22 protein-coding genes are annotated in these 19,591 nt (G+C 58.9%); 9 read left to right on the top strand and 13 right to left on the bottom strand.

Going from position 1 to position 19,591, the window contains the following annotated elements; all coding sequences use genetic code 11:
- Positions 1-36 precede the first annotated feature (36 nt).
- From AC2FLG_RS15260 to AC2FLG_RS15270, 3 genes are all read right to left on the bottom strand, one after another.
- Positions 37-414, bottom strand: coding sequence for a lysozyme inhibitor LprI family protein (locus AC2FLG_RS15260; protein ID WP_496706864.1), 378 nt, complete (start codon positions 412-414; stop codon positions 37-39).
- Positions 415-556: 142 nt separating this feature from the next.
- Positions 557-724: a hypothetical protein gene (locus AC2FLG_RS15265; protein ID WP_185956689.1), complete on the bottom strand. Its 168-nt coding sequence runs from the start codon at positions 722-724 to the stop codon at positions 557-559.
- Positions 725-899: 175 nt separating this feature from the next.
- Positions 900-1,433, bottom strand: coding sequence for an invasion associated locus B family protein (locus tag AC2FLG_RS15270; protein ID WP_142637215.1), 534 nt, complete (start codon positions 1,431-1,433; stop codon positions 900-902).
- A 178-nt stretch (positions 1,434-1,611) separates the two neighbouring features.
- Here AC2FLG_RS15270 and AC2FLG_RS15275 point away from each other — a divergent pair, with 178 nt between their 5' ends.
- Entirely contained in the window at positions 1,612-2,610 is a 999-nt protein-coding gene (locus tag AC2FLG_RS15275; protein WP_496706866.1) for an asparaginase, read from the top strand.
- A gap of 5 nt (positions 2,611-2,615) precedes the next feature.
- Here AC2FLG_RS15275 and AC2FLG_RS15280 read toward each other — a convergent pair whose 3' ends face one another.
- From AC2FLG_RS15280 to serB, 4 genes are read right to left on the bottom strand one after another with little or no spacing between them, the layout of a single operon-like run.
- Positions 2,616-2,936 carry a YciI family protein gene (locus AC2FLG_RS15280; RefSeq protein WP_496692561.1) on the bottom strand — a complete coding sequence of 107 codons (321 nt, stop codon included), beginning with the start codon at positions 2,934-2,936 and terminating at the stop codon, positions 2,616-2,618.
- Between the two features lie 22 nt (positions 2,937-2,958).
- A complete protein-coding gene (locus AC2FLG_RS15285; RefSeq protein ID WP_496692562.1) occupies positions 2,959-3,387 on the bottom strand; it encodes an SRPBCC family protein in 429 nt (142 codons plus the stop codon).
- A complete protein-coding gene (locus AC2FLG_RS15290) occupies positions 3,375-3,704 on the bottom strand; it encodes an ArsR/SmtB family transcription factor (RefSeq protein ID WP_496706867.1) in 330 nt (109 codons plus the stop codon). The genes AC2FLG_RS15285 and AC2FLG_RS15290 overlap by 13 nt, the downstream gene beginning before the upstream one ends.
- Positions 3,705-3,749: 45 nt before the next feature.
- Positions 3,750-4,628: a phosphoserine phosphatase SerB gene (gene serB / locus AC2FLG_RS15295; protein WP_282021996.1), complete on the bottom strand. Its 879-nt coding sequence runs from the start codon at positions 4,626-4,628 to the stop codon at positions 3,750-3,752.
- Positions 4,629-4,815: 187 nt separating this feature from the next.
- Between serB and AC2FLG_RS15300 the strand changes: the two genes are divergently transcribed.
- Positions 4,816-6,333, top strand: coding sequence for a malonate--CoA ligase (locus AC2FLG_RS15300; RefSeq protein WP_496706869.1), 1,518 nt, complete (start codon positions 4,816-4,818; stop codon positions 6,331-6,333).
- Here the strand turns inward: AC2FLG_RS15300 and AC2FLG_RS15305 are convergent.
- From AC2FLG_RS15305 to AC2FLG_RS15325, 5 genes are all read right to left on the bottom strand, one after another.
- Positions 6,320-7,057: a metallophosphoesterase family protein gene (locus AC2FLG_RS15305; protein ID WP_496706871.1), complete on the bottom strand. Its 738-nt coding sequence runs from the start codon at positions 7,055-7,057 to the stop codon at positions 6,320-6,322. The two genes, AC2FLG_RS15300 and AC2FLG_RS15305, sit on opposite strands and share 14 nt — an antisense overlap.
- Before the next feature lie 118 nt (positions 7,058-7,175).
- Positions 7,176-8,771: a phosphoglycerate dehydrogenase gene (gene serA / locus AC2FLG_RS15310; RefSeq protein ID WP_496706873.1), complete on the bottom strand. Its 1,596-nt coding sequence runs from the start codon at positions 8,769-8,771 to the stop codon at positions 7,176-7,178.
- 65 nt (positions 8,772-8,836) lie between these two features.
- A complete protein-coding gene (locus AC2FLG_RS15315) occupies positions 8,837-10,018 on the bottom strand; it encodes a phosphoserine transaminase (protein WP_496706874.1) in 1,182 nt (393 codons plus the stop codon).
- A 199-nt stretch (positions 10,019-10,217) separates the two neighbouring features.
- Positions 10,218-11,312, bottom strand: coding sequence for a Gfo/Idh/MocA family protein (locus tag AC2FLG_RS15320; RefSeq protein ID WP_496706876.1), 1,095 nt, complete (start codon positions 11,310-11,312; stop codon positions 10,218-10,220).
- Positions 11,313-11,324: 12 nt separating this feature from the next.
- Positions 11,325-12,035 carry a GntR family transcriptional regulator gene (locus AC2FLG_RS15325; RefSeq protein WP_496706877.1) on the bottom strand — a complete coding sequence of 237 codons (711 nt, stop codon included), beginning with the start codon at positions 12,033-12,035 and terminating at the stop codon, positions 11,325-11,327.
- A gap of 107 nt (positions 12,036-12,142) precedes the next feature.
- Between AC2FLG_RS15325 and AC2FLG_RS15330 the strand changes: the two genes are divergently transcribed.
- From AC2FLG_RS15330 to AC2FLG_RS15355, 6 genes are read left to right on the top strand one after another with little or no spacing between them, the layout of a single operon-like run.
- A complete protein-coding gene (locus AC2FLG_RS15330; protein ID WP_496706879.1) occupies positions 12,143-13,297 on the top strand; it encodes an LLM class flavin-dependent oxidoreductase in 1,155 nt (384 codons plus the stop codon).
- Positions 13,297-14,187 (top strand): aldo/keto reductase, encoded by an 891-nt coding sequence (locus AC2FLG_RS15335; protein ID WP_496706880.1) that lies wholly within the window; start codon positions 13,297-13,299, stop codon positions 14,185-14,187. The genes AC2FLG_RS15330 and AC2FLG_RS15335 overlap by 1 nt, the downstream gene beginning before the upstream one ends.
- Positions 14,187-14,702: a flavin reductase family protein gene (locus AC2FLG_RS15340; RefSeq protein ID WP_185956692.1), complete on the top strand. Its 516-nt coding sequence runs from the start codon at positions 14,187-14,189 to the stop codon at positions 14,700-14,702. The genes AC2FLG_RS15335 and AC2FLG_RS15340 overlap by 1 nt, the downstream gene beginning before the upstream one ends.
- A gap of 53 nt (positions 14,703-14,755) precedes the next feature.
- Positions 14,756-15,343, top strand: coding sequence for a TRAP transporter small permease (locus tag AC2FLG_RS15345; RefSeq protein ID WP_496706883.1), 588 nt, complete (start codon positions 14,756-14,758; stop codon positions 15,341-15,343).
- Complete coding sequence (locus tag AC2FLG_RS15350) at positions 15,344-16,633, top strand: TRAP transporter large permease (RefSeq protein ID WP_142637247.1); 1,290 nt, start codon at positions 15,344-15,346, stop codon at positions 16,631-16,633. It begins immediately after the preceding gene.
- Positions 16,634-16,657: 24 nt separating this feature from the next.
- Positions 16,658-17,719 (top strand): TRAP transporter substrate-binding protein, encoded by a 1,062-nt coding sequence (locus AC2FLG_RS15355; protein WP_142637250.1) that lies wholly within the window; start codon positions 16,658-16,660, stop codon positions 17,717-17,719.
- 30 nt (positions 17,720-17,749) lie between these two features.
- Here the strand turns inward: AC2FLG_RS15355 and AC2FLG_RS15360 are convergent, their stop codons facing one another.
- Positions 17,750-18,220, bottom strand: coding sequence for a tetratricopeptide repeat protein (locus AC2FLG_RS15360; protein ID WP_496706890.1), 471 nt, complete (start codon positions 18,218-18,220; stop codon positions 17,750-17,752).
- Positions 18,221-18,304: 84 nt separating this feature from the next.
- On the opposite strand from AC2FLG_RS15360, the gene AC2FLG_RS15365 reads away from it, so the two are divergent.
- Positions 18,305-19,504 carry a cytochrome-c peroxidase gene (locus tag AC2FLG_RS15365; RefSeq protein ID WP_496706884.1) on the top strand — a complete coding sequence of 400 codons (1,200 nt, stop codon included), beginning with the start codon at positions 18,305-18,307 and terminating at the stop codon, positions 19,502-19,504.
- The last annotated feature ends 87 nt before the right edge of the window (positions 19,505-19,591 follow it).

Below are 19,591 nucleotides of genomic sequence, written 5' to 3' on the forward strand. Positions count from 1 at the left end.
AGGAACGCGCGCAAAGATCAAAAGAATTCGACGTGCTTAATTTACAAAACCCAGCAATTCGTCAATCCGCAGGCGCCCCAATTCAATCCGGCAAGAGGTGATACCAATGCCGGTTCCCGACCCACCACCAAATGAGGCGCCGACCGCCTCGCACTGCGCATCACGATACCCGACCCAGGCGCTTTGCGCCGCCTCCATCGCAGGCGCCGCGCTTGTCCGTCCGGTCACCTCGTCCAACGCGTTGGCTGCATCCATGGCAAAGCCAAAACTATTGGTCAGCGCGGCCTCAACCCCCGCTTCCATACTGGCTACGCAAGATCCGATTTCGACTTGTGAACTTGCGTTCGTGCATTCCATTGCAGGATCCGCCACAGCCAACGTGGGGGTTAAAACAGCCAGTATCACCAAACGCATGACATACTCCTCGAAGGTCGTTAGACTAACGCATTCAGCTTAGCACAGCGACGCCAGAGGTTACAAAAAACCGCGGGGGATCAACCCCGCGGTCATTCGAACTCCTATGCCGCCCGGACGTTTCCAGGCCAGCCGTATTGGATCACGCACCTGCTGGTGGAATAAAGCAATCCTCGGCGTCCAGCGTTTTGACCGGATCGTTTGGCCCACATTGCTCTCCCGAAACCGGGTATGTCTCAGCGGATTTATCACAAGCGCTCAGCAATACGACGGCGGTCAGCACAAACAGGCCCAAAACTTTCTTCTGCATCGATGCTCTCCTTTTCTCTCTGCTTGAACCGATTAGTTCAGTATTTCAGAGCGCGGAGCATTGACGCAGATCAAATTTATAGATGACGTTAAGTTAAGCTATAAAGGAGGGCGGTCCTATCCTGCGAAACTGGCACCATTTTGCAAGCCGGGCCACTGCCCGAGCGCTGGCGCGCTCAGTTGGTACAGCGTTTCTCGGCGTCGTCTAAAGCGGCTGTGAAACCCAGCAATGAGAAAGTATCTTTGGTCTGAGTGCCGCGCTCGGACCGGGCGGTCAGCACTGCTTCGGTACCGCTTTTCATGGCAGCGATTACTTTTTGGTCATCACCCTCTGACGCGGGCCAGGCCCATTCGCCTTCGGTGCTGAATTCGAAGCTGTTTCCGTCGATGGATACAGATACGGTCGATCCCGCGGCAAACGGATAGCCCCCGGTGAATGAGACGCGCCCCTTCACATCGGGATCAGGTCTGAACACGACAAACAGCAGGATGTCGCTGCGCCTCACCGAAACAACGCGCCCGCCGCGCGTGTTGACGGTTTCATCCGGCGTTGCAACGCTCCAGCATTCGGTTGGGTCCTCTTCCACAAACACACTCCAGTCGGTGTTTACGGACACTCTATTGGTGCTGTCTGCCTGCTGAGCGGTAGCAGCCGTTGTCATCCCTGCCACGCACAGGCCCGCGATTACGCGGACGAGCTTTGATCCCATCTGTCCAGCCTCCTAGCTCGACCTAATACCTCATACCCACCGGAAAGGCTCGCGAACCCTGACGGTTCGTCTGTAAGTTGCGTCTTCCGGTGATTGCCGACATACACACACTATCGCAAGTTTCGCCATAGGCGAAAGGGCGGTTGGCAGTTTTTTGCGCATGTTTAGGAGGGTCCCGATGACGCAGCCTGTAGCAATGACCGAACTATGGCGGGGGCCTTTACTGGAAAGCCTGCATCTGGGACATGCGGTTATCTGTGATGACACAGGTCAGATCGTGCGCAGCTGGGGCGACCCGGAGGCGATAATCTACCCCCGGTCTTCGGCGAAGATGATACAGGCCCTGCCGTTGATTACATCTGGGGCGGCCGCGAAATACGGGCTGAACAGCGAGCATCTGGCATTGGCCTGTGCCTCGCATAGCGGCGCGCATATTCACACAGACAGGGTAACGTCCTGGCTGGACCATCTGGGCCTGGCTGAAACCGATTTGCGCTGTGGGCCGCAAGAGCCTCAGGATATGGCGGCGCGCGACGGGCTGATACTTGCCGACGACACGCCCTGTCAGATCCACAACAACTGCTCGGGCAAACATAGCGGGTTTTTGACGGTAGCACAGCATATGGGTGCCGGGCCGGAATATCTTGAAATCGACCACCCGGTTCAACAGGCCTGTTTGTCCGCGCTGGAAGAAACCACCGGCGAAACCAGCCCCGGCTATGGCATCGATGGCTGTTCCGCCCCGAACTTTGCCACCTCGCTGGTGGGGATGGCACGGTCGATGGCGTGGTTTGCCTCGGCGGCGGACCGGTCGGACCGGGCCAGCGATGCAGCACAACACCTGACCGCGGCGATGATCAAACATCCCGAGCTGGTGGCCGGAGAGACGCGCGCCTGTACCGAGCTGATGCGCGCCATGAACGGGCGCGCCGCGATCAAGACCGGGGCCGAGGCCGTATTCATCGCCATCATCCCTGAAAAACGCATGGGCGTCGCGCTGAAGATCACCGATGGCGCCACCCGTGCCAGCGAATGCGCCATTGCAGCCATTCTGGTCAGCCTCGGCGTGCTGGAGGCCGATCACCCGGCCACCCGCACCTTTATGAACGCCACACAATACAGCCGTCGCGGGCTGGAATGTGGCGTGATCCGACCCGCACCGGGTTTCCCCGGCTAGGGCCGCTACATCTCAATCTCGTGAATCTCGGCCACCTCGACCGAGCCTGACCCGTTCACGACCATAGGGCATCCCTTGGCCATCTCGTTGGCGGCGTCGATGCTGTCGGCTTTGATCACCGTAAAGCCGGAGACCGGGTTTGCGCCGCCATTGTCGACCACACCGCCCGAGCTGACGGTATAGGACTGGCCCACCGGGTTGCCGGGTATTTCTAGTGACGGACCCAAATTCTGAAACCACGCGCCCCAGGCGGCCATGGTTGCTTCGACTTCGGCCGGGTCCGATGGCGTGGTCCCGCCGTGATAGACAAACAGAAACTGTGGCATCTCTTTCCTCCCAGATGAAAACTTATTGCACCAGACCGGCCAGCTTGTTCAGCGTCGAGGTCCAGCCTTTTTCGTGGTTTGCGGCGATCTCGTCATCGCCCAGGTCGCGGTGATCGACCACCAGCCGAGCGCCGCCGCCTGCGGCTTCGATCCGCAGCGTTACATGGCTTTCGGCCCCGCGCTGATCCTGATCGTCATGCCAGCCCCAGGTGAAGCCAACCGAATTGGGCGGATCGACATGGGTCACATGGCCCGAGACCTTGAACCGCTGGCCCTCGCCATTCTGCATGACCGAATACCACGGACCAACGCGCGAAAAATCGAGAGTATGTTCGGGCACATGCACCCCTTCGGGGCCCCACCATTGCAACAGCCGTTCTGCGACAGTGATCCACGCAAACAGATCCTCTGGCGGTATCGGGAACGTGCGCTCCAGCTTTAGATCGGCCATGAGGTATCCCTTTCAATAGCATCGCCCAGACGATCCAGACTGCTTTCCCAGAATTGTCGTTTCGAAATGGTCCATTCCGCGATTGCGCGCAGACCTTCGGGGCGGATCGAATACATCCGCTGGGTGCCCTGCACCCGTTGCCGAACCAGCCCGGCCTCACGCAAAACCTTCAGGTGACGCGAGACCGCAGCACCCGACATGCCGCGCCCTTCGATCAGGTCGCCCGCGGGCTGCTCTCCGTCCTGCATCAACTGTTCAACGATGGAAAACCGCGTGGCGTCGGACAAGGCGGAGAATGTGGTCAGAAGCGTACTCATGACCACTGTTTAACATTTCTGTTAAATAAAGGAAAGCCCCGGTTTTCAGGCTTGGGCAAATTCCTGCCGCGCATAGCCCTGCAGATACAAAAGCGCGGTCAAATCGCCATGGTTGACCCGCACTTCGCATTGTTCCGCGACCGAAGGCTTTGCATGCAGCGCAACCCCAGTTCCGGCCCGGCCCAACATACCCAGATCATTTGCCCCGTCACCCACAGCGATCACATCGTTTTCGGACAGGCCCAGACGCTTGGTAATCTGTTCCAGCGCGTCGACTTTGGCCTGTCGTCCCAAAATCGGTCGCTGCACATCGCCGGTCAGCTTGCCGTTTTCGGCCAGCAGAGTGTTGGCACGGTTTTCATCAAACCCCAATTCACTGCCCACCTTGGCAGTAAACGCCGTGAACCCGCCCGAGACCAGCGCCGCATAGCCGCCATTGGCGCGCATCGTCGCGACCAGCACCTTGCCGCCGGGCATCAGGGTGATGCGTTCGGCCAGAACCTTGCCGATCACAGCCTCATCCAACCCTTTCAGCAACCCGACCCGTTCGGTCAGCGCGCCTTCGAAATCCAATTCGCCATTCATTGCGCGGGCCGTAATGTCCTTGACGCGGTCGCCGACACCGGCCTCATCCGCCAATTCGTCGATGCATTCCTGCTGGATCATGGTGCTGTCCATATCCGCCAACAGCATCTTTTTGCGCCGCCCCTCGGCAGGCTGCACGATCAGGTCAACGCCAAGCTTCTGCAAATCACCCCAGACATCCCACTGGTTGCCCGGAAGGTCCTGCAGCGCGAACTCTGCCGCCTCATCCGGGCTGAGCCAGATGATCTCGGCCCCGCCCCAGGCATTCCGCAGCGACTCGACCAGCGCCAAATCCAGCGCGCGCGTTTCGGGATTGGTCAACAGGGTGGCAACATACATAGTCTATCTCCGGCGAATTCACCTGCGATTAACGCAGATAGCCCCCGATCGCCAGAAGACAGTTTGTCCGCAGCAACCTCTGGCACATCATGCGGACAGAACGGCGACCGATTGCGCCATTCAGGGCTTTACCAGCACGCCATTCCAAGACAGATTCGCCAGGACTGGACAGAAAGGAACTCGGTAAATGGGCAACCCGCTTTACGATCGCTTGTTTAGCATTCACGCGGGCAAAGAGACGCCTTTCCTGCATCTGCCCAACGGTCAGGTGCTGACCCATTCTGATTTCCTGGACATGGCATCTCGGTTGGCCAATACCCTAATCGGCTTTGAGCTCGAACCCGGACAACGCGTTGCGGTTCAGGTGGAAAAGTCGCCCGAAGCGCTTGCGCTGTTTGCTGCTTGTGTGCAGACCGGTCTGGTTTTTCTGCCACTCAACACTGCCTATACGGTCAGCGAACTGAGCTATTTCATCGAAAACAGCGGCGCTGCGCTGGTGGTCTGCGATGATGTAAATAAGGCTGGTCTGGCACCCGTCGCCGCCGCCCAGAAGGCACGGCTTGAAACGCTAAACGCTGATGGATCCGGCAGCCTGATGCGGCGTGCTCTGGGTATGCTGCCTGCTTTCGAGCCGGTCAACCGCACCGAGGATGATCTGGCCGCCTTCCTGTACACGTCCGGCACGACCGGCCGATCCAAGGGCGCGATGTTGTCACAGGCCAATCTGCTGTCGAATGCCGAAACATTGGTACGGGAATGGCGGTTTACCGACGATGACGTGTTGCTGCATGCTCTGCCAATCTTTCACACTCATGGGCTGTTCGTGGCAACCAACGTGGTACTGGCTTCGGGCGGGTCGATGATCTTTCTGCCGAAATTCGATCTGGATGAGGTACTGCGGCATTTGCCTGATGCAACCGCGATGATGGGGGTTCCGACCTTCTACACCCGTCTGTTGGATGACGACCGGTTCACCGGCGATCTGGCACGTCATATGCGGCTGTTCATCTCGGGCTCGGCCCCAATGCTGGCCGAAACGCATCAGCAGTTTGAGGCCCGCACCGGGCACCGCATTCTTGAACGCTACGGTATGACCGAGACCAACATGAACACCTCGAACCCCTATGACGGTGAACGCCGCGCCGGATCCGTGGGGTTCCCCTTGCCGGGCGTTGAGCTCAAAGTGACCGACTCTGAGACGGGTGAAACCTTGCCACAGGGCGAAATCGGCATGATCGAGGTGCGTGGCCCCAACGTCTTTCAGGGCTATTGGGAAATGCCCGAGAAGACCGCAGCAGAGTTGCGCGAGGACGGGTTCTTTATCACCGGCGACCTTGGACGTGTGGACGCGGACGGCTATGTCCATATCGTCGGACGCGGCAAGGACCTGATCATCTCGGGCGGGTACAACATCTATCCCAAAGAGGTCGAATTTGTGCTGGACGACCAGCTCGGTGTTCTGGAAAGCGCAGTTATCGGCGTGCCCCATCCGGATTTCGGCGAAACCGTGTTAGGCCTGTTGGTAGCCGAACCAAACAAGTCGCCCGACCTCGAGGCCATCATGGCAAGCGCACAAACCCAACTGGCGAGATTCAAACATCCCCGCAAGCTGATAGTGCTGAACGAATTGCCGCGCAATACGATGGGCAAAGTGCAAAAAAACGCGCTACGCGAAGCTTACAAAGACCTGTTTACCGAAGACTAGGTCTCAGCGGCGCGCGCCCCTGTGCGGTCAGCAACCAGCAATCACGGCCATCGAACACGGCAGTGGCCAACGGATGACCATAGCCCGCGCCCGCATCCAAATTGATCCGATTGCCGCAATGTTCCGCCGCATCCACAGGGGTGTGACCATGCACGATCAGCCAGGGGTGCGGGCCAGATTCAACCAAAAATTCCTGCCGTATCCAAACCAGGTCATCTTCGGATTGCTGCGACAGTGGAAGACCGGGCCTGATGCCAGCGTGGACGAACAGCAGCTCATCCTCTTGATGGTAAACTGGCAAAGCGTTGATGAAATCCAGATGTGCTGGCGGTACGGCGGCACAGGCCCGTTCATGGACCTGATAGATGCGGTCATTGTCCGTGACTTCCACCCCGTAGGAGGCCAGCGTTTCCCGACCACCCAGCCGTGGGTTCAGCCAGCTCAGCGTGACGGGTAGTTGCTTATCTGCAATTTCGCGCTCTTGCACGAAGCGAGCCATCATACGGTCGTGGTTGCCCTTGACCATGACCCAGTTGCGCCCCGCCTTTTGGCCTTCGATCAGCAGGTCCAGCACGGCGCGGCTGTTCGGGCCTCGGTCGACATAGTCACCCAGAAACACAATCTTTGCATCTGGCCCGCCATCGGCCTCGATCCGCGACAGCGCAACCTGCAGCATGCCGAGCTGGCCGTGGATGTCACCGATTGCATAAATTGGCGAGGACATGGAAAACCCTAAATCAACAGGAACACCCTGCTTGTGACGCGTCTTGGCGGCCGGGAAAAGAAAATACCCACGCCTTGGAAGACGCGGGTATGAAGTGTCTCAGATATTCAACACCGCCTCAGGCAACGTCGAACTCCAGCGGTTTGATTTGCGTGAACAGGCCGGTTTCGGCCAGCTTTGCCCGCGCCTCGGCTGGTACGGGTTCATCAACATACAGCAGCGCAATCGCTTCGCCGCCCGCTTCGGACCGGCCAAGGGTAAAGTTGGCGATGTTCACATCGCTTTCACCCATGGTCTGGCCCAACGCACCGATGATACCCGGGACATCCTCGTTGGTGGTGTAGAGCATATGCGCGCCGACCTCGGCGTCGATATTGATACCTTTGATCTGGATGAAGCGCGGCTTGCCGTCGCTGAACACCGTGCCACCGATCGAACGCTCGCGCTTTTCGGTCACGACAGTGACCTTGATGTACCCCTCGAAGGCACCCGATTTGTCCTGATTGGTGGTCGAGATTTTGATCCCGCGTTCCTTGGCCACAACCGGGGCTGAAACCATATTCACCTCGGGGTTGAACTTTTTCATGATCCCGGCCACGGCCGAACAGTTCAACGCAGCAAGGTTCATCTCAGCCGCGACACCGTCATAGAGAATGTTGATCGCCTTGATCGGCTCATCCGTCATTTGACCGATGAAGCTGCCCAGATGCCCGGCCAGTTTGATCCACGGCCCCATGACCTTGGCTTCTTCGGCGGTGACGGACGGCATGTTCAGCGCGTTCTCAACCGCCCCGGTCAAAAGGTAGTTCGAGATCTGCTCGGCCACCTGCAGCGCCACGTTTTCCTGCGCTTCGGTCGTGGCCGCACCCAAGTGAGGCGTGCAGACCACGTTGGGCAAATTGAACAGCGCGTTTTCCTTGGCGGGTTCCTCGCTGAACACGTCAAAGGCGGCCCCGGCGACATGGCCGGATTGCAACATCTCGGCCAGCGCCTCTTCGTCGACCAGGCCACCACGGGCACAGTTGACGATACGCACGCCGGGTTTGGTCTTGGCCAGGTTTTCGCGGCTCAGAACATTGCGGGTCTGATCGGTCAGCGGCACATGCAGGGTGATGAAATCGGCGCGCGACAGCAACTCGTCCAGTTCAACCTTTTCCACGCCCATCTTGGCGGCTTTCTCTTCGCCCAAATAGGGATCATAGGCGACGACTTTCATCTTCAGGCCCAAGGCGCGTTCGCAGACGATACCGCCAATGTTGCCCGCGCCGATCACGCCAAGGGTCTTGTTGGTCAGCTCAATCCCCATGAACTTGGACTTTTCCCATTTACCCGCATGGGTCGAGGTGCTGGCCTCGGGGATTTGCCGCGCCACAGCGAACATCATCGCAATCGCATGCTCGGCCGTGGTGATCATATTGCCAAACGGCGTGTTCATCACGATGACGCCCTTCTTGCTGGCGGCATCCTTGTCGACATTGTCGGTGCCGATGCCGGCGCGACCTATGACTTTCAGCTTGTCCGCATGTTCCAGCAAGGTCGGCGTGACCTTGGTGGCCGAGCGGATGGCAAGACCGTCATACTGGCCAATCACTTCGGCCAGTTTATCTTTGTCCTTGCCCAGATCGGGCATGAAATCCACGTCGATGCCGCGGTCGCGGAAAATCTGAACAGCGGTTTCACTGAGTTTGTCAGAAACAAGTACTTTGGGAGCCATGTCTGTGGTCCTTGAATGTAATGAGATGTCCGGGCCTGAGGCGGCCCGGTGAAGATTGGGAAAGATCAGGCGGCTTCAGTTTGTGCTGCGAGCTCAGCCTCGAAGGCCCAGGCTAGCCAAGGCAACATCGCTTCGATATCCGAAGTTTCGACTGTGCCGCCGCACCAGATACGCAGACCCGCAGGTGCGTCGCGATAAGCCCCGATATCCAACGCGATATTCTCGGCCTCCAACCGCTTTGCAACGGCCTTGGCAAAGGCTGCGCCGTCCCGGATGCGCGCATCGGTGAATTTCAGACAGACAGACGTATTCGACTGCGTCGCCGGGTCGTCAGCCAGGTTAGCGATCCAGTCATTCTGCTCGCAGAACGCATGCACCGCACCGGCATTCGCATCGGCCCGGCCAATCAATCCCTGCAGACCACCAACCGAGCGCGCCCAGTCCAATGCCAACAGATAGTCCTCAACCGCCAGCATCGACGGGGTGTTGATCGTGGCGCCAGTAAAGATACCATCGATCAGCTTACCGCCCTTGGTCAGGCGGAAAATCTTGGGCAATGGCCATGCGGGGGTATAGCTTTCAAGCCGCTCCACAGCGCGTGGGGAAAGGATCAGCATCCCATGCGCCGCCTCTCCGCCCAGAACTTTCTGCCAGCTAAACGTGGTCACATCCAACTTGTCCCACGGCAGGTCCATCGCGAAGGCCGCCGAAGTCGCATCGCAGATCGTCAAACCCTGACGGTCACCCGCAATCCAGTCACCGTTTGGCACCCGCACGCCCGAAGTCGTGCCGTTCCATGTAAAGACCACGTCATGGAAGAAGTCGACCGAGGCCAGATCGATGATCTGCCCATAATCGGCTGTTTTCACTTCGGCGTCGATTTTTAGCTGCTTGACCACATCCGTGATCCATCCCGCGCCAAAGCTTTCCCAGGCCAGCATCTCGACCTTGCGTTCACCCAACAGCGACCACAGCGCCATCTCAACCGCGCCGGTGTCAGACGCGGGAACGATGCCGATCTTGTAATCTGCTGGAATGCCCAGCACTTCACGCGTACCTTCGATGGCCGCTTTCAGCTTGTCCTTGCCAACAGCAGCGCGATGCGAACGGCCAAGCGCTGCGTCAGCCAGTTTGGTCAGGTCAAATGTGGGGGGTTTGGCGCAGGGCCCCGAGGAAAAGCGCGGATTTGCCGGCCGCGTTTCAGGTTTGCGCACGGCGTCATTCGATGCCGGTTGTTCGATAGTCATGTGTATTACCCTTCCAGATACACGCCCCTCGTTGGGGAGGGGTGTCCCACGGACAGAGCTAGGGTGCAGACGCAGCATCAACAAGCGAAAAAGACTCATTAGAAATCAAAAACGACAGGTTTTTATGCGCAAGTTGGGGGAGCGCGTTTCCGATAGGCGCAATTTCGTCACCGGCTCAGCGCATCGTCCTTGTTGCCTATCAGGTCAACCGAACGGCTTCACCCGTTGCCAGCGCCTGTTGTGCCGCCAACCCCATACGAACGGCCCACAGACCATCCTGCAGCGTCACATCCGGCGCGGCGCGCTCGCCTCGAACAAGCGCAAGGAACCCCTGATGCTGGTAATAGGTCGAGCCATTGTGATCCCCGGCGGCCAGCAAGCGCGGGTCAACGGGGATGTCTTGTGACACCGGCCCTTTTGGATTACGCGGGCTGACAATGACCTGCGGCACCGGCGGGTCACCCAGATGATCGGGCCAAAAGCGCCCCGGCCCCGGCACCAGCGCCTCGATCTTGGCCTGCGGTCCTGTGGCCGAGATTTCCTCTTGGTACCGCGATCCTTCGGCGAACATGCACAGTTCCAGCATCGCCCGCGTGCCGTTGGCGAAATCAACCAGAACATAACCGTGATCCAGAATATCTGGCATTTCCCCATCATAGCTTTCGTCCAGATGGTTTACCGCCTGCCCACCGCTGGCGGTGATCCGCACCGGATCGGACCCAAGGATCAGCCGCATCAGGTCGAAGAAATGGCAGCATTTCTCGACAAATGTGCCGCCGGTATTGCGGTTGAACCGGTTCCAGTTGCCGACCTTTTCCAGAAAGGGAAATCGATGTTCCCGGATCGTCAGCATCTGCACCCCGCCGGTGGATTGGAGCCCTTTGATCAAAGCGGCAATCGGAGGCATATAGCGATATTCCATCGCCACCCAGATTGGATGGGGATAGTCACGCTGCACCGTTTCCAGCCGCGCCGCATCCTGCGGATCGGTAAAAAGCGGCTTTTCCACCAACAGGGGCAGTGGGCGCATCGCCGCGATGTCGCAGATTTGATCTACATGCAGGTGGTTCGGGCTGGCGATAACCAGGCAATCCAGATCCTCGATCGCCAGAAGGTCAGCCACTGATCCCACCATCACAGCCTCGGGCGCGATCTCTTGCGCGGCGCGGGCCATCTGCGGGTCGGGCTCATAGATCGCCGCCACCCGCGTGCCATCCAGCAGAGCGATATTGTGCAGGTGCTCCTGCCCCATCATGCCGCATCCGATCAGCCCGTAATTGATGGTCCGGGTCATGCGCGTTTCCTTTTACTTCAAGCGTTGAACATAGGTGGCCCGATCCGGATCGAACCAAGTTTTAGAGAATTCGACGGGTTCGGCCTGTTCTGACCAGCTGAACCGCTCGATATACCCGACCGTCTGCCCAACGGGCTTGGTGAAGCCCGTCGGTGTCCAATCGGGCAGCACCGCGATTGAAACCCTGTCTTCGGCCCGCGTGATCCAGAACCCCAACTGCTGCTGATAATAGCGATACAACGAGTCCGACAGCAGGTCGCCGTCGATCAAACCCACTGATTCGTCGAGCCATATCTCTTCGACCGCGATGATTGTGTCATTCAAATAGCGCATCCGGCGCACGCGCGACCCCATGGCCGCGGCTCCGAATCCGGGCAGATTGGCAGGCTTTTCCAGATGATCGACCGACAGGATATCCGCGCTTGGCAAACCGCCCCCTTCGGGCAGCTCAAGCCGAAACATCGCATAGACGCTGTTTTGCGTTCCGGTCTCACGGATGTAATTGCCCGAGCCCTGAATGCGTTCCAACATCCCTTTTTTCTCAAGCTCGGACAGCGATTTTCGCAAGGTCCCGACCGAGACATTCAGGTCCGCCGCCATGTCCCGTTCCGGCGGTAGACGCTCACCGTCAATCAGACGGCCGGCCGCAATATCGCGGATCAGCAGTTCTGCAATCTGAACATATATCGGCAGGGCATTGGGGTTTCGGCTTGTGGAGGGCACGTCGGGGCGCTTCGATTGGTCACAGGAAAAATTGATATACTATTGATCTACATCAATGTGATTGCTACGCAAGAGAAAAAGCAAATCCATTGCGGAGACCGACTCAGATGACGATCGTCCCAATCACCTCCCCCGATCTGAACGCGGCCGAGGTCTCGTGGTTTTCGGCTCTGTGTTCGGATGACTATCAGTTTCTGGGGATGCCCGATGGCGATCTGCGGTCCAGCTGGGACCACTGTTCCGCCATCGTGAAAGAGGCCGAGGCACAGGGGTTTCGCAACATCCTGTGCCCGTCATCCTATCAGGTCGGTCAGGACACGCTCAGCTTTGTTGCTGGATGCGCACCGATCACCGACAAGATCAACCTGCTGGCCGCGGTGCGTTGCGGTGAAATGCAGCCCATCATGCTGGCCCGCACCATCGCGACGCTGGATCACATGTTGCAGGGGCGCTTGACGGTCAACATCATCTCGTCCGATTTCCCTGGTGAAAAGGCAGACAGCGCGTTCCGTTATCAACGCTCGCGCGAAGTCGTCGAAATCCTGAAACAGGCTTGGACGCGGGATGAGATCAACCATGCGGGCGAGGTCTATAATTTCTCGGGCCTGACCACCGATCCAGCCAAACCCTATCAGACCGGCGGACCACTGTTGTATTTCGGCGGCTATTCCCCATCTGCGCTCGAACTGTGCGGAGAGCATTGCGATGTCTATCTGATGTGGCCAGAAACCAAGAATCAACTGGCCGGGCGGATGCAGGCGGTTCATGCGGTAGCCGAGAATTACAACCGGACACTGGATTACGGCTTGCGCGTTCACATGATCGTTCGCGATACCGAGGCCGAAGCGCAGGAATACGCGAATTACATCGTGTCCAAGCTGGACGACGAGTATGGTCGCGCCATCCGCGAACGGGCGTTGGATTCCACCTCGCTGGGTGTGGCGCATCAGGCCAAAAACCGCGATCTGGCGGATGAATACGGCTATGTCGAGCCAGGTCTTTGGACCGGCGTTGGCCGGGCGCGGTCTGGCTGCGGCGCAGCGCTTGTGGGCTCCACTGATCAGGTCATGTCCAAGATTGAAGACTATCAAAAGATGGGCATCCGCGCCTTCATCTTCTCGGGCTATCCACATCTGGACGAGGCCCGCCATTTCGGTGCCCGCGTGATGCCCAACCTGAAAACCTGCTCGCTTCCCGAGGAATACGGACGCGTGCCCAAAACCATCCCAGCCACCCCGCTGGGCAACGGAGTTCGCCGCTAATGCAACGTGTAAAGCTTTCAGACACGCTGGAAATGAGCCGCCTGGTATACGGCATGTGGCGCTTGGGTGATGACAGTGACACCTCGGCGGATCATGTCGAAGCCAAGATACAAGCCTGCCTGGATCAGGGCATCACCACATTCGATCAGGCCGACATCTATGGCGGTTACGCGGCCGAGGCGGTTTTGGGCAACGCCTTGCGCGCCAACCCGGCGCTGCGCGCGCGGATGGAGATCGTCACCAAATGCGACATCGTTGCGCCGATGGGCCGATACGCGGATGCGAAGGTAAAATATTATGACACATCGCGCGCGCATATCCTGAAATCGGTTGAAACCTCTCTGACCGAGATGGCAATCGACCATGTCGACCTGCTACTGATCCACCGCCCTGATCCCTTCATGGACCACTATGAGACCGGCGCAGCGCTGGACGAGGTCGTGGCCAGCGGCAAGGTGGGCGCGGTTGGCGTATCGAATTTCCGCCCGTGGGACTGGACCCTGCTGCAATCAGCTATGAAGACCCAACTGGTCACCAACCAGATCGAGATCTCGCTGGGCGAAATCCGCCCCTTCACCAATGGCGATCTGGCGTTTCATCAACAGCATGGGCAGCCGGTGATGGCGTGGTCGCCGCTGGGCGGTGGACTGCTGATGGCCGGGAACCCTCCGGTCGGCGTGGTCGCGGATGAGATCGCGGCGGAATTCGGAGTGGACCGGGCGGCAGTGGCCGTGGCCTTCCTTCTGGCACATCCTGCAGGCATCCTGCCGGTGCTGGGCACCAATAATCTGGGCCGGATCAAACAGATTTCGGACGCCTTGAAAGTCAATCTGGATCGCGAGAGCTGGTACCGCCTCTATGAGGCGGCGCTGGGCCATGAGGTACCATGATGAATGCAATGTCACAGGACATGAACCATACTTTCATCCCACACAAGGATGACACCCGCACCCTGCGCGATGCGTTTGGCCGCTTTGCCACCGGAGTTACCATCGTCACCTGCAACAGCACGGACGGTCCGGTCTGCATCACCGCCAACAGTTTTTCGTCCCTGTCGCTGGACCCGCCCCTGATCATGTGGGCTGGCGACCGCAACTCGCGCCGCTTCCCCTATTTCCACAAGGCGCGCCATTTCAGCGTTCATGTATTGTCCTCTGAACAGGCCGAGCTGTGTTTCGGCTGCTCGAAAAACGCCTTTGCGTTGCGGGACATCGCCCATGGGCATTGCTCGAATGGCACCCCTCTGCTGCCGGATTGTCTGGCACGGTTTGAATGTGAACAACACGCTTATCACGACGCAGGCGATCATGTGATCGTGGTGGGCAAAGTCCTGAAGGCCAGCATAAGCGATGGAGACGCGCTGACCTTCTATGCCGGAAAACTCGGCCAATTCGCGCAGTCCTAAGCGCGCTCTGACGACTGCGGGACAAACCCGCGGCTGACATAGGGAGGAAACGCATGGGCGGACTGGCAACGATGCTGGCGCCGATTGCATTCGTGAACGAAACCGTGCTGCGATTGGGCCGCGCGGTTGGCGTCGTTGCGATTGCATTCATGGTGACCGCAATCCTGATTCAGGTATTCTTCCGATATGTGCTAGGCAACGCACTGCCCTGGCCGGATGAGGCCGCCCGGTTCTGCATGCTCTGGATGACGGGTCTGATGGCCCCGACCGCATTTCGCCGCGGCGGGTTCGTGGCCATCGACATGGTGCCCCTGATGCTTCCGCGCGTATTGGGACAGATGCTGATGCTCGCGCTGCTGTTCGTGTCACTGGCGGTGCTGCTGGTGGCGGTTAAGATCGGCTGGTCCGAAGTGACCGGGTTCGGGGGCAAATTCGCAACCGCCGCATTGTATATTCCCACCTCATTTGGCTTTGACGAATGGTACCGCGTCCCGCGCAGCTGGATGATGGCCTCGCTGCTGGTGGGGGTGGCCCTTCTGATCGTAGTAAATGTTGAGCTGATCCTGCGCGCGATTGTCTCGCTATTGGGGGGCGCAGACCTGCTGCCTGAAATTGCCGACGCACCGGTGGGGGCTGAATAGATGTTGATTTGGTTCCTGCCCACCTTCCTTGTCTTTCTGATGATCGGCCTGCCGGTCTTTTTCGCCCTTTTGGCCGCCCCGGGTATCCTGCTGTGGCTGAATGGCCAATCCAATGACATCACCCTGCTGTACCGCAATGTCTATAACGGCATGGACAGCTTTCCCCTGATGGCAATCCCTTTCTTCATGCTGGCCGGAGAGCTAATGAACCGCGGCGGGATAACCATCCGTCTGGTGGAATTCAGCCAAGCCTTGATGGGCCATTTTCGCGGCGGGTTGGCGCATGTGAACGTGCTCAGCTCGATCCTGTTTGCGGGACTTTCAGGCTCTGCCGTGGCGGATACATCAGCGCTGGGTTCAATGCTGATCCCGGCGATGGAGAAGCAGGGCTATACCCGCAAATTTGCCGCGGCAATCACGGCGGCCAGTTCCGTCATAGGCCCGATCATCCCGCCTTCTGGCATCATGATCATCTATGCCTATGTCATGGGCGAAAGCGTTGCGGCGCTGTTTCTGGCCGGGATCGTGCCGGGCGTAATGGTTGGCGTTGGCCTGATGCTGATGATCAAATTCATGGCCGACAAGTATGATTTTCCCGTTGCCAGCCGCAAATACACATGGGGTGAACGGGGTCAGGCCAGCCTCAAGGCGTTCTTTCCACTGCTGACTCCGGTGATCATTCTGGGTGGTATTCTGGGCGGTATCTTTACACCGACCGAAGCCGCAGCGGTGGCCGTCGGCTATGCCTTTCTGATCGGCTTTTTCATCCTGCGCACCCTGACGCTCAAAGAAGTGCCCGAGATCCTCAGCAATGCCGGCCTGACCTCTGCCGTCGTTCTGCTGCTGGTGGGGGCGGCGATGGCGTTCAAAACCGTGGTCAGCCTCAGCCATGCGCCAGAACAGCTGGCCTCGCTGATCCTCAGCCTGTCGGAAAACCCGCTGATCCTGCTGTTTCTGATCAACCTGCTCTTGTTCGTTGTCGGCATGTTTCTGGATGCCGGGCCTGCGATCATCATTCTTGGGCCGATCCTGGGACCGATCTTTACCAGCCTCGGCGTCGACCCGATCCACTTTGCCATCATCATGAGCGTCAACCTGACCGTTGGTCTGGCCACACCGCCCATGGGGCTGGTGCTGTTCGTGGCCGCCGCCGTGTCGCGCGAAAAGGTTGAAACCATTGCCAAGGCGATCCTGCCGTTTCTGGCCGTCGAAATCATCGTGATCTTTCTGATCACCTACATCCCCGCATTATCCATGACGATCCCGAGGATAACGGGATTTGCCAACTAACTGAGTTCCACAGGGAGGAAACGCATGCTCAGAACCTTTATCAAAACCGCAGCGGTGGCCACGTCGCTGGTCGCCGCATCAGCCATCGCGGCCACGGCAGCGGATTATACGCTGCGCGCCACGGCCAACTCGAACGAAAATGACGAGGATTATGACGGTCTGATCGTTTTCAAGAACTATGTCGAAGCCGCTTCGAACGGCGCGATCGAGGTCGAGCTGTTCATCGGTACGCAGCTGTGTTCGAACGGCGCGGAATGCCTGCAGGGTGTGGCCGATGGAACCATCGACATCTATATCTCGACCTCGGGCGGGGCGTCAGGCATCTTTCCCTATGTCCAGGTCCTCGACCTACCCTACCTGATGGCGGATGACCGGATTGCCGAGCACGTTCTATCCGGCGATTTCACCCGCACCATGCGCGACATGGCGCTTGAGGATTCCGGTGGCGCGATCCGTCTGATGACCATCGGCAATACCGGCGGCTGGCGCAACTTTGCCAACACCCAACGTCGCGTGGCCGAGCCTGCCGATATGGAAGGGTTGAAAATCCGCACCGTGGTTGCCGACCTGCCGCAAGAACTGGTCAAAGCCCTGGGTGCATCGCCCACCCCGATCCCGTGGCCGGAACTGTTCACCAGCTTTCAAACCGGTGTGGTTGAGGGCTCCAAGAACGGCATCACCGACATCATGGGCATGAAATTCCCCGATGCAGGCCTGCAATATGTCACGCTGGACGGTCACGCCTATATGGGCGCGCTGTGGTGGATGAATAACGCCAAGTTCCAGGAGATGCCCGAGGACATGCGCCGCGTCGTGGTCGATGGGTTCTATGCGCTGCAGCAGGCGACCTTTGCCTCACCCAAGCGCAAGTCGATCCAGGCCTATGAAGATTTCGTCGCCGGTGGTGGTGATCTCTATGTCCCGACCCCAGAACAGAAAGCCGCGTTCAAAGAGGCCGCAACCCCCGTCTACGAGTGGTTCCAGACCAATGTCGGTCGCGGGGATGAGGTGTTCACCGCCCTCACCGAAGCCGTTGCCGCGGCCGAGGCAGACGTCAACGCATCGCGTGATGCGGACCTGAACTAAGCTATGGTGCCGGGCTTTCGGGCCCGGCCCTTACCGAAACGGGTACATCCACCCTTTGTAGTCGTTGACCAGAACATGCGCTTTTTCGATCTGCTCCGGCGACATCTTCTTGACCACTTCCTCAAGGCTGATCGCCGCATCGGGATCGCCGCCAATAGCGCTGAGCGTGTACCACAAGTAGGCCCGCACCAGATCGGGCGCGGGCATGCCCAGACCCAGCTCATAATACCAGCCGATCCCCGATTGTGCGCCCGGATGCCCCTTCATCGATGCGCGCAGATACCATTCAAAGGCCCGTTCATAATCCTGCTCGACCCCAAGACCCAACCCGTACATCACGCCGATCAATTCCTCGGCCTCGGCATTGCCGGATCGGGCGGCGGGCAGCAGTTCCTCGCGCGCGGCCTCGAACGCGCCGGCCTCCATCATGTCACGCGCCTGTTCCAGCTCGGCCAGCGCAGGGGTCGCAAGCATACACAGGGCAAATATAATCTGGCGCATGGGATTGCTTTCCTTTTCGCCGGCGCAGCCGCAGCGCAAGAGCTGCCACGCCCGCTGACCGATGATGATTTCCTGTCCTTTGATATGGAACAGGCCGCCATCGGTCATCAACTGTTTTACGATCCAATCCTGTCGGGCAATCAAAACATCGCCTGCGCCCATTGCCACCATCCCGATTTCGGAACATCCGACGGCCTGTCGCTGGGTATTGGCGAAGGCGGTCAGGGGTTAGGCCCCGATCGCACGCCGGGCACTGGGTCCGACAAAATCCGCAAGCGTATTCCCCGAAATTCGCCCGGCCTTTGGAACCTCGGGGCGAAGGATATCCATACTGTTTTCCATGACGGACGACTGAGTATCTCGGATGTCTATGGCAACGGCTTCAACTCTCCGGCGCAGGAATGGTTGCCCGCGGGATTGAATTCTCTGCTGGCCGCGCAGGCCCTGTTCCCGCTGACCTCGCAGTTTGAGATGGCCGGGAATGTTGCCGAAAACCAGGTGACTGGCGCTGTGCATGACCGGATCGACAAGGGCTGGCCGATTCTGGCGAAACGCGTCCGTACCGACCCGCGATACGGCCCCGCCATGACCCGCGCTTTTGATGAGATCGAAACGCCTGAAGACATCACCATCACCCAGATCGCCAATGCTCTGGCCGCTTTCATGGCCATCGAATGGCGCAGCACCGACAGCCCGTTTGATCAATATCTGGCTGGGAACACCGATGCTCTGACACCAACCCAAAAGTCCGGGATGGCCCTGTTCTACGGCAAGGCGCGCTGTGCCACCTGTCACTCTGGCCCGCTATTGTCGGATCAGAAGTTCCACGCGCTGGCCCTTCCGCCCTTTGGCCCCGGTCGCACCCGGCAATGGGACCCCAATGTGCGGGACGTAGGGCGCATGGGCGAAAGCGACCAGCTAGAGGATGCGTATCGCTTTCGCACCCCCATGCTGCGCAATGTCGCCCTGACCGCGCCTTATGGCCATAACGGAGCCTTTCCTGACCTCGACAGCATCATTCGCCATCATCTGAACCCGCAGGAGAGCCTTGCGCATTGGACTCCCGAGATGGCCGCCTTGCCCAAAGTCCCGTGGCTGCAACAGGTTGATTTTGCGGTGTGGAACGACCGGTTCGAACTGGCGCGACAGCGTCGTCAGGTCGACATCATCCCGATGGAGCTATCAGACGTCGAGATCAGCGAGTTAGTGGCCTTCCTGAACGCCCTGACGGGCACAAGCGTGGACACGCCGCCATTTGGCGTGCCCAAGGGGTTCGAACCCTGATATCAGCCTCTTACTCTGCGGCTTCTTCGTAAGCGTCCATTGGTGGGCATGTGCAGATGAGGTTTCGGTCTCCGTATGCGTTGTCGA

Source organism: Ruegeria sp. CDSA193 (assembly GCF_059611885.1).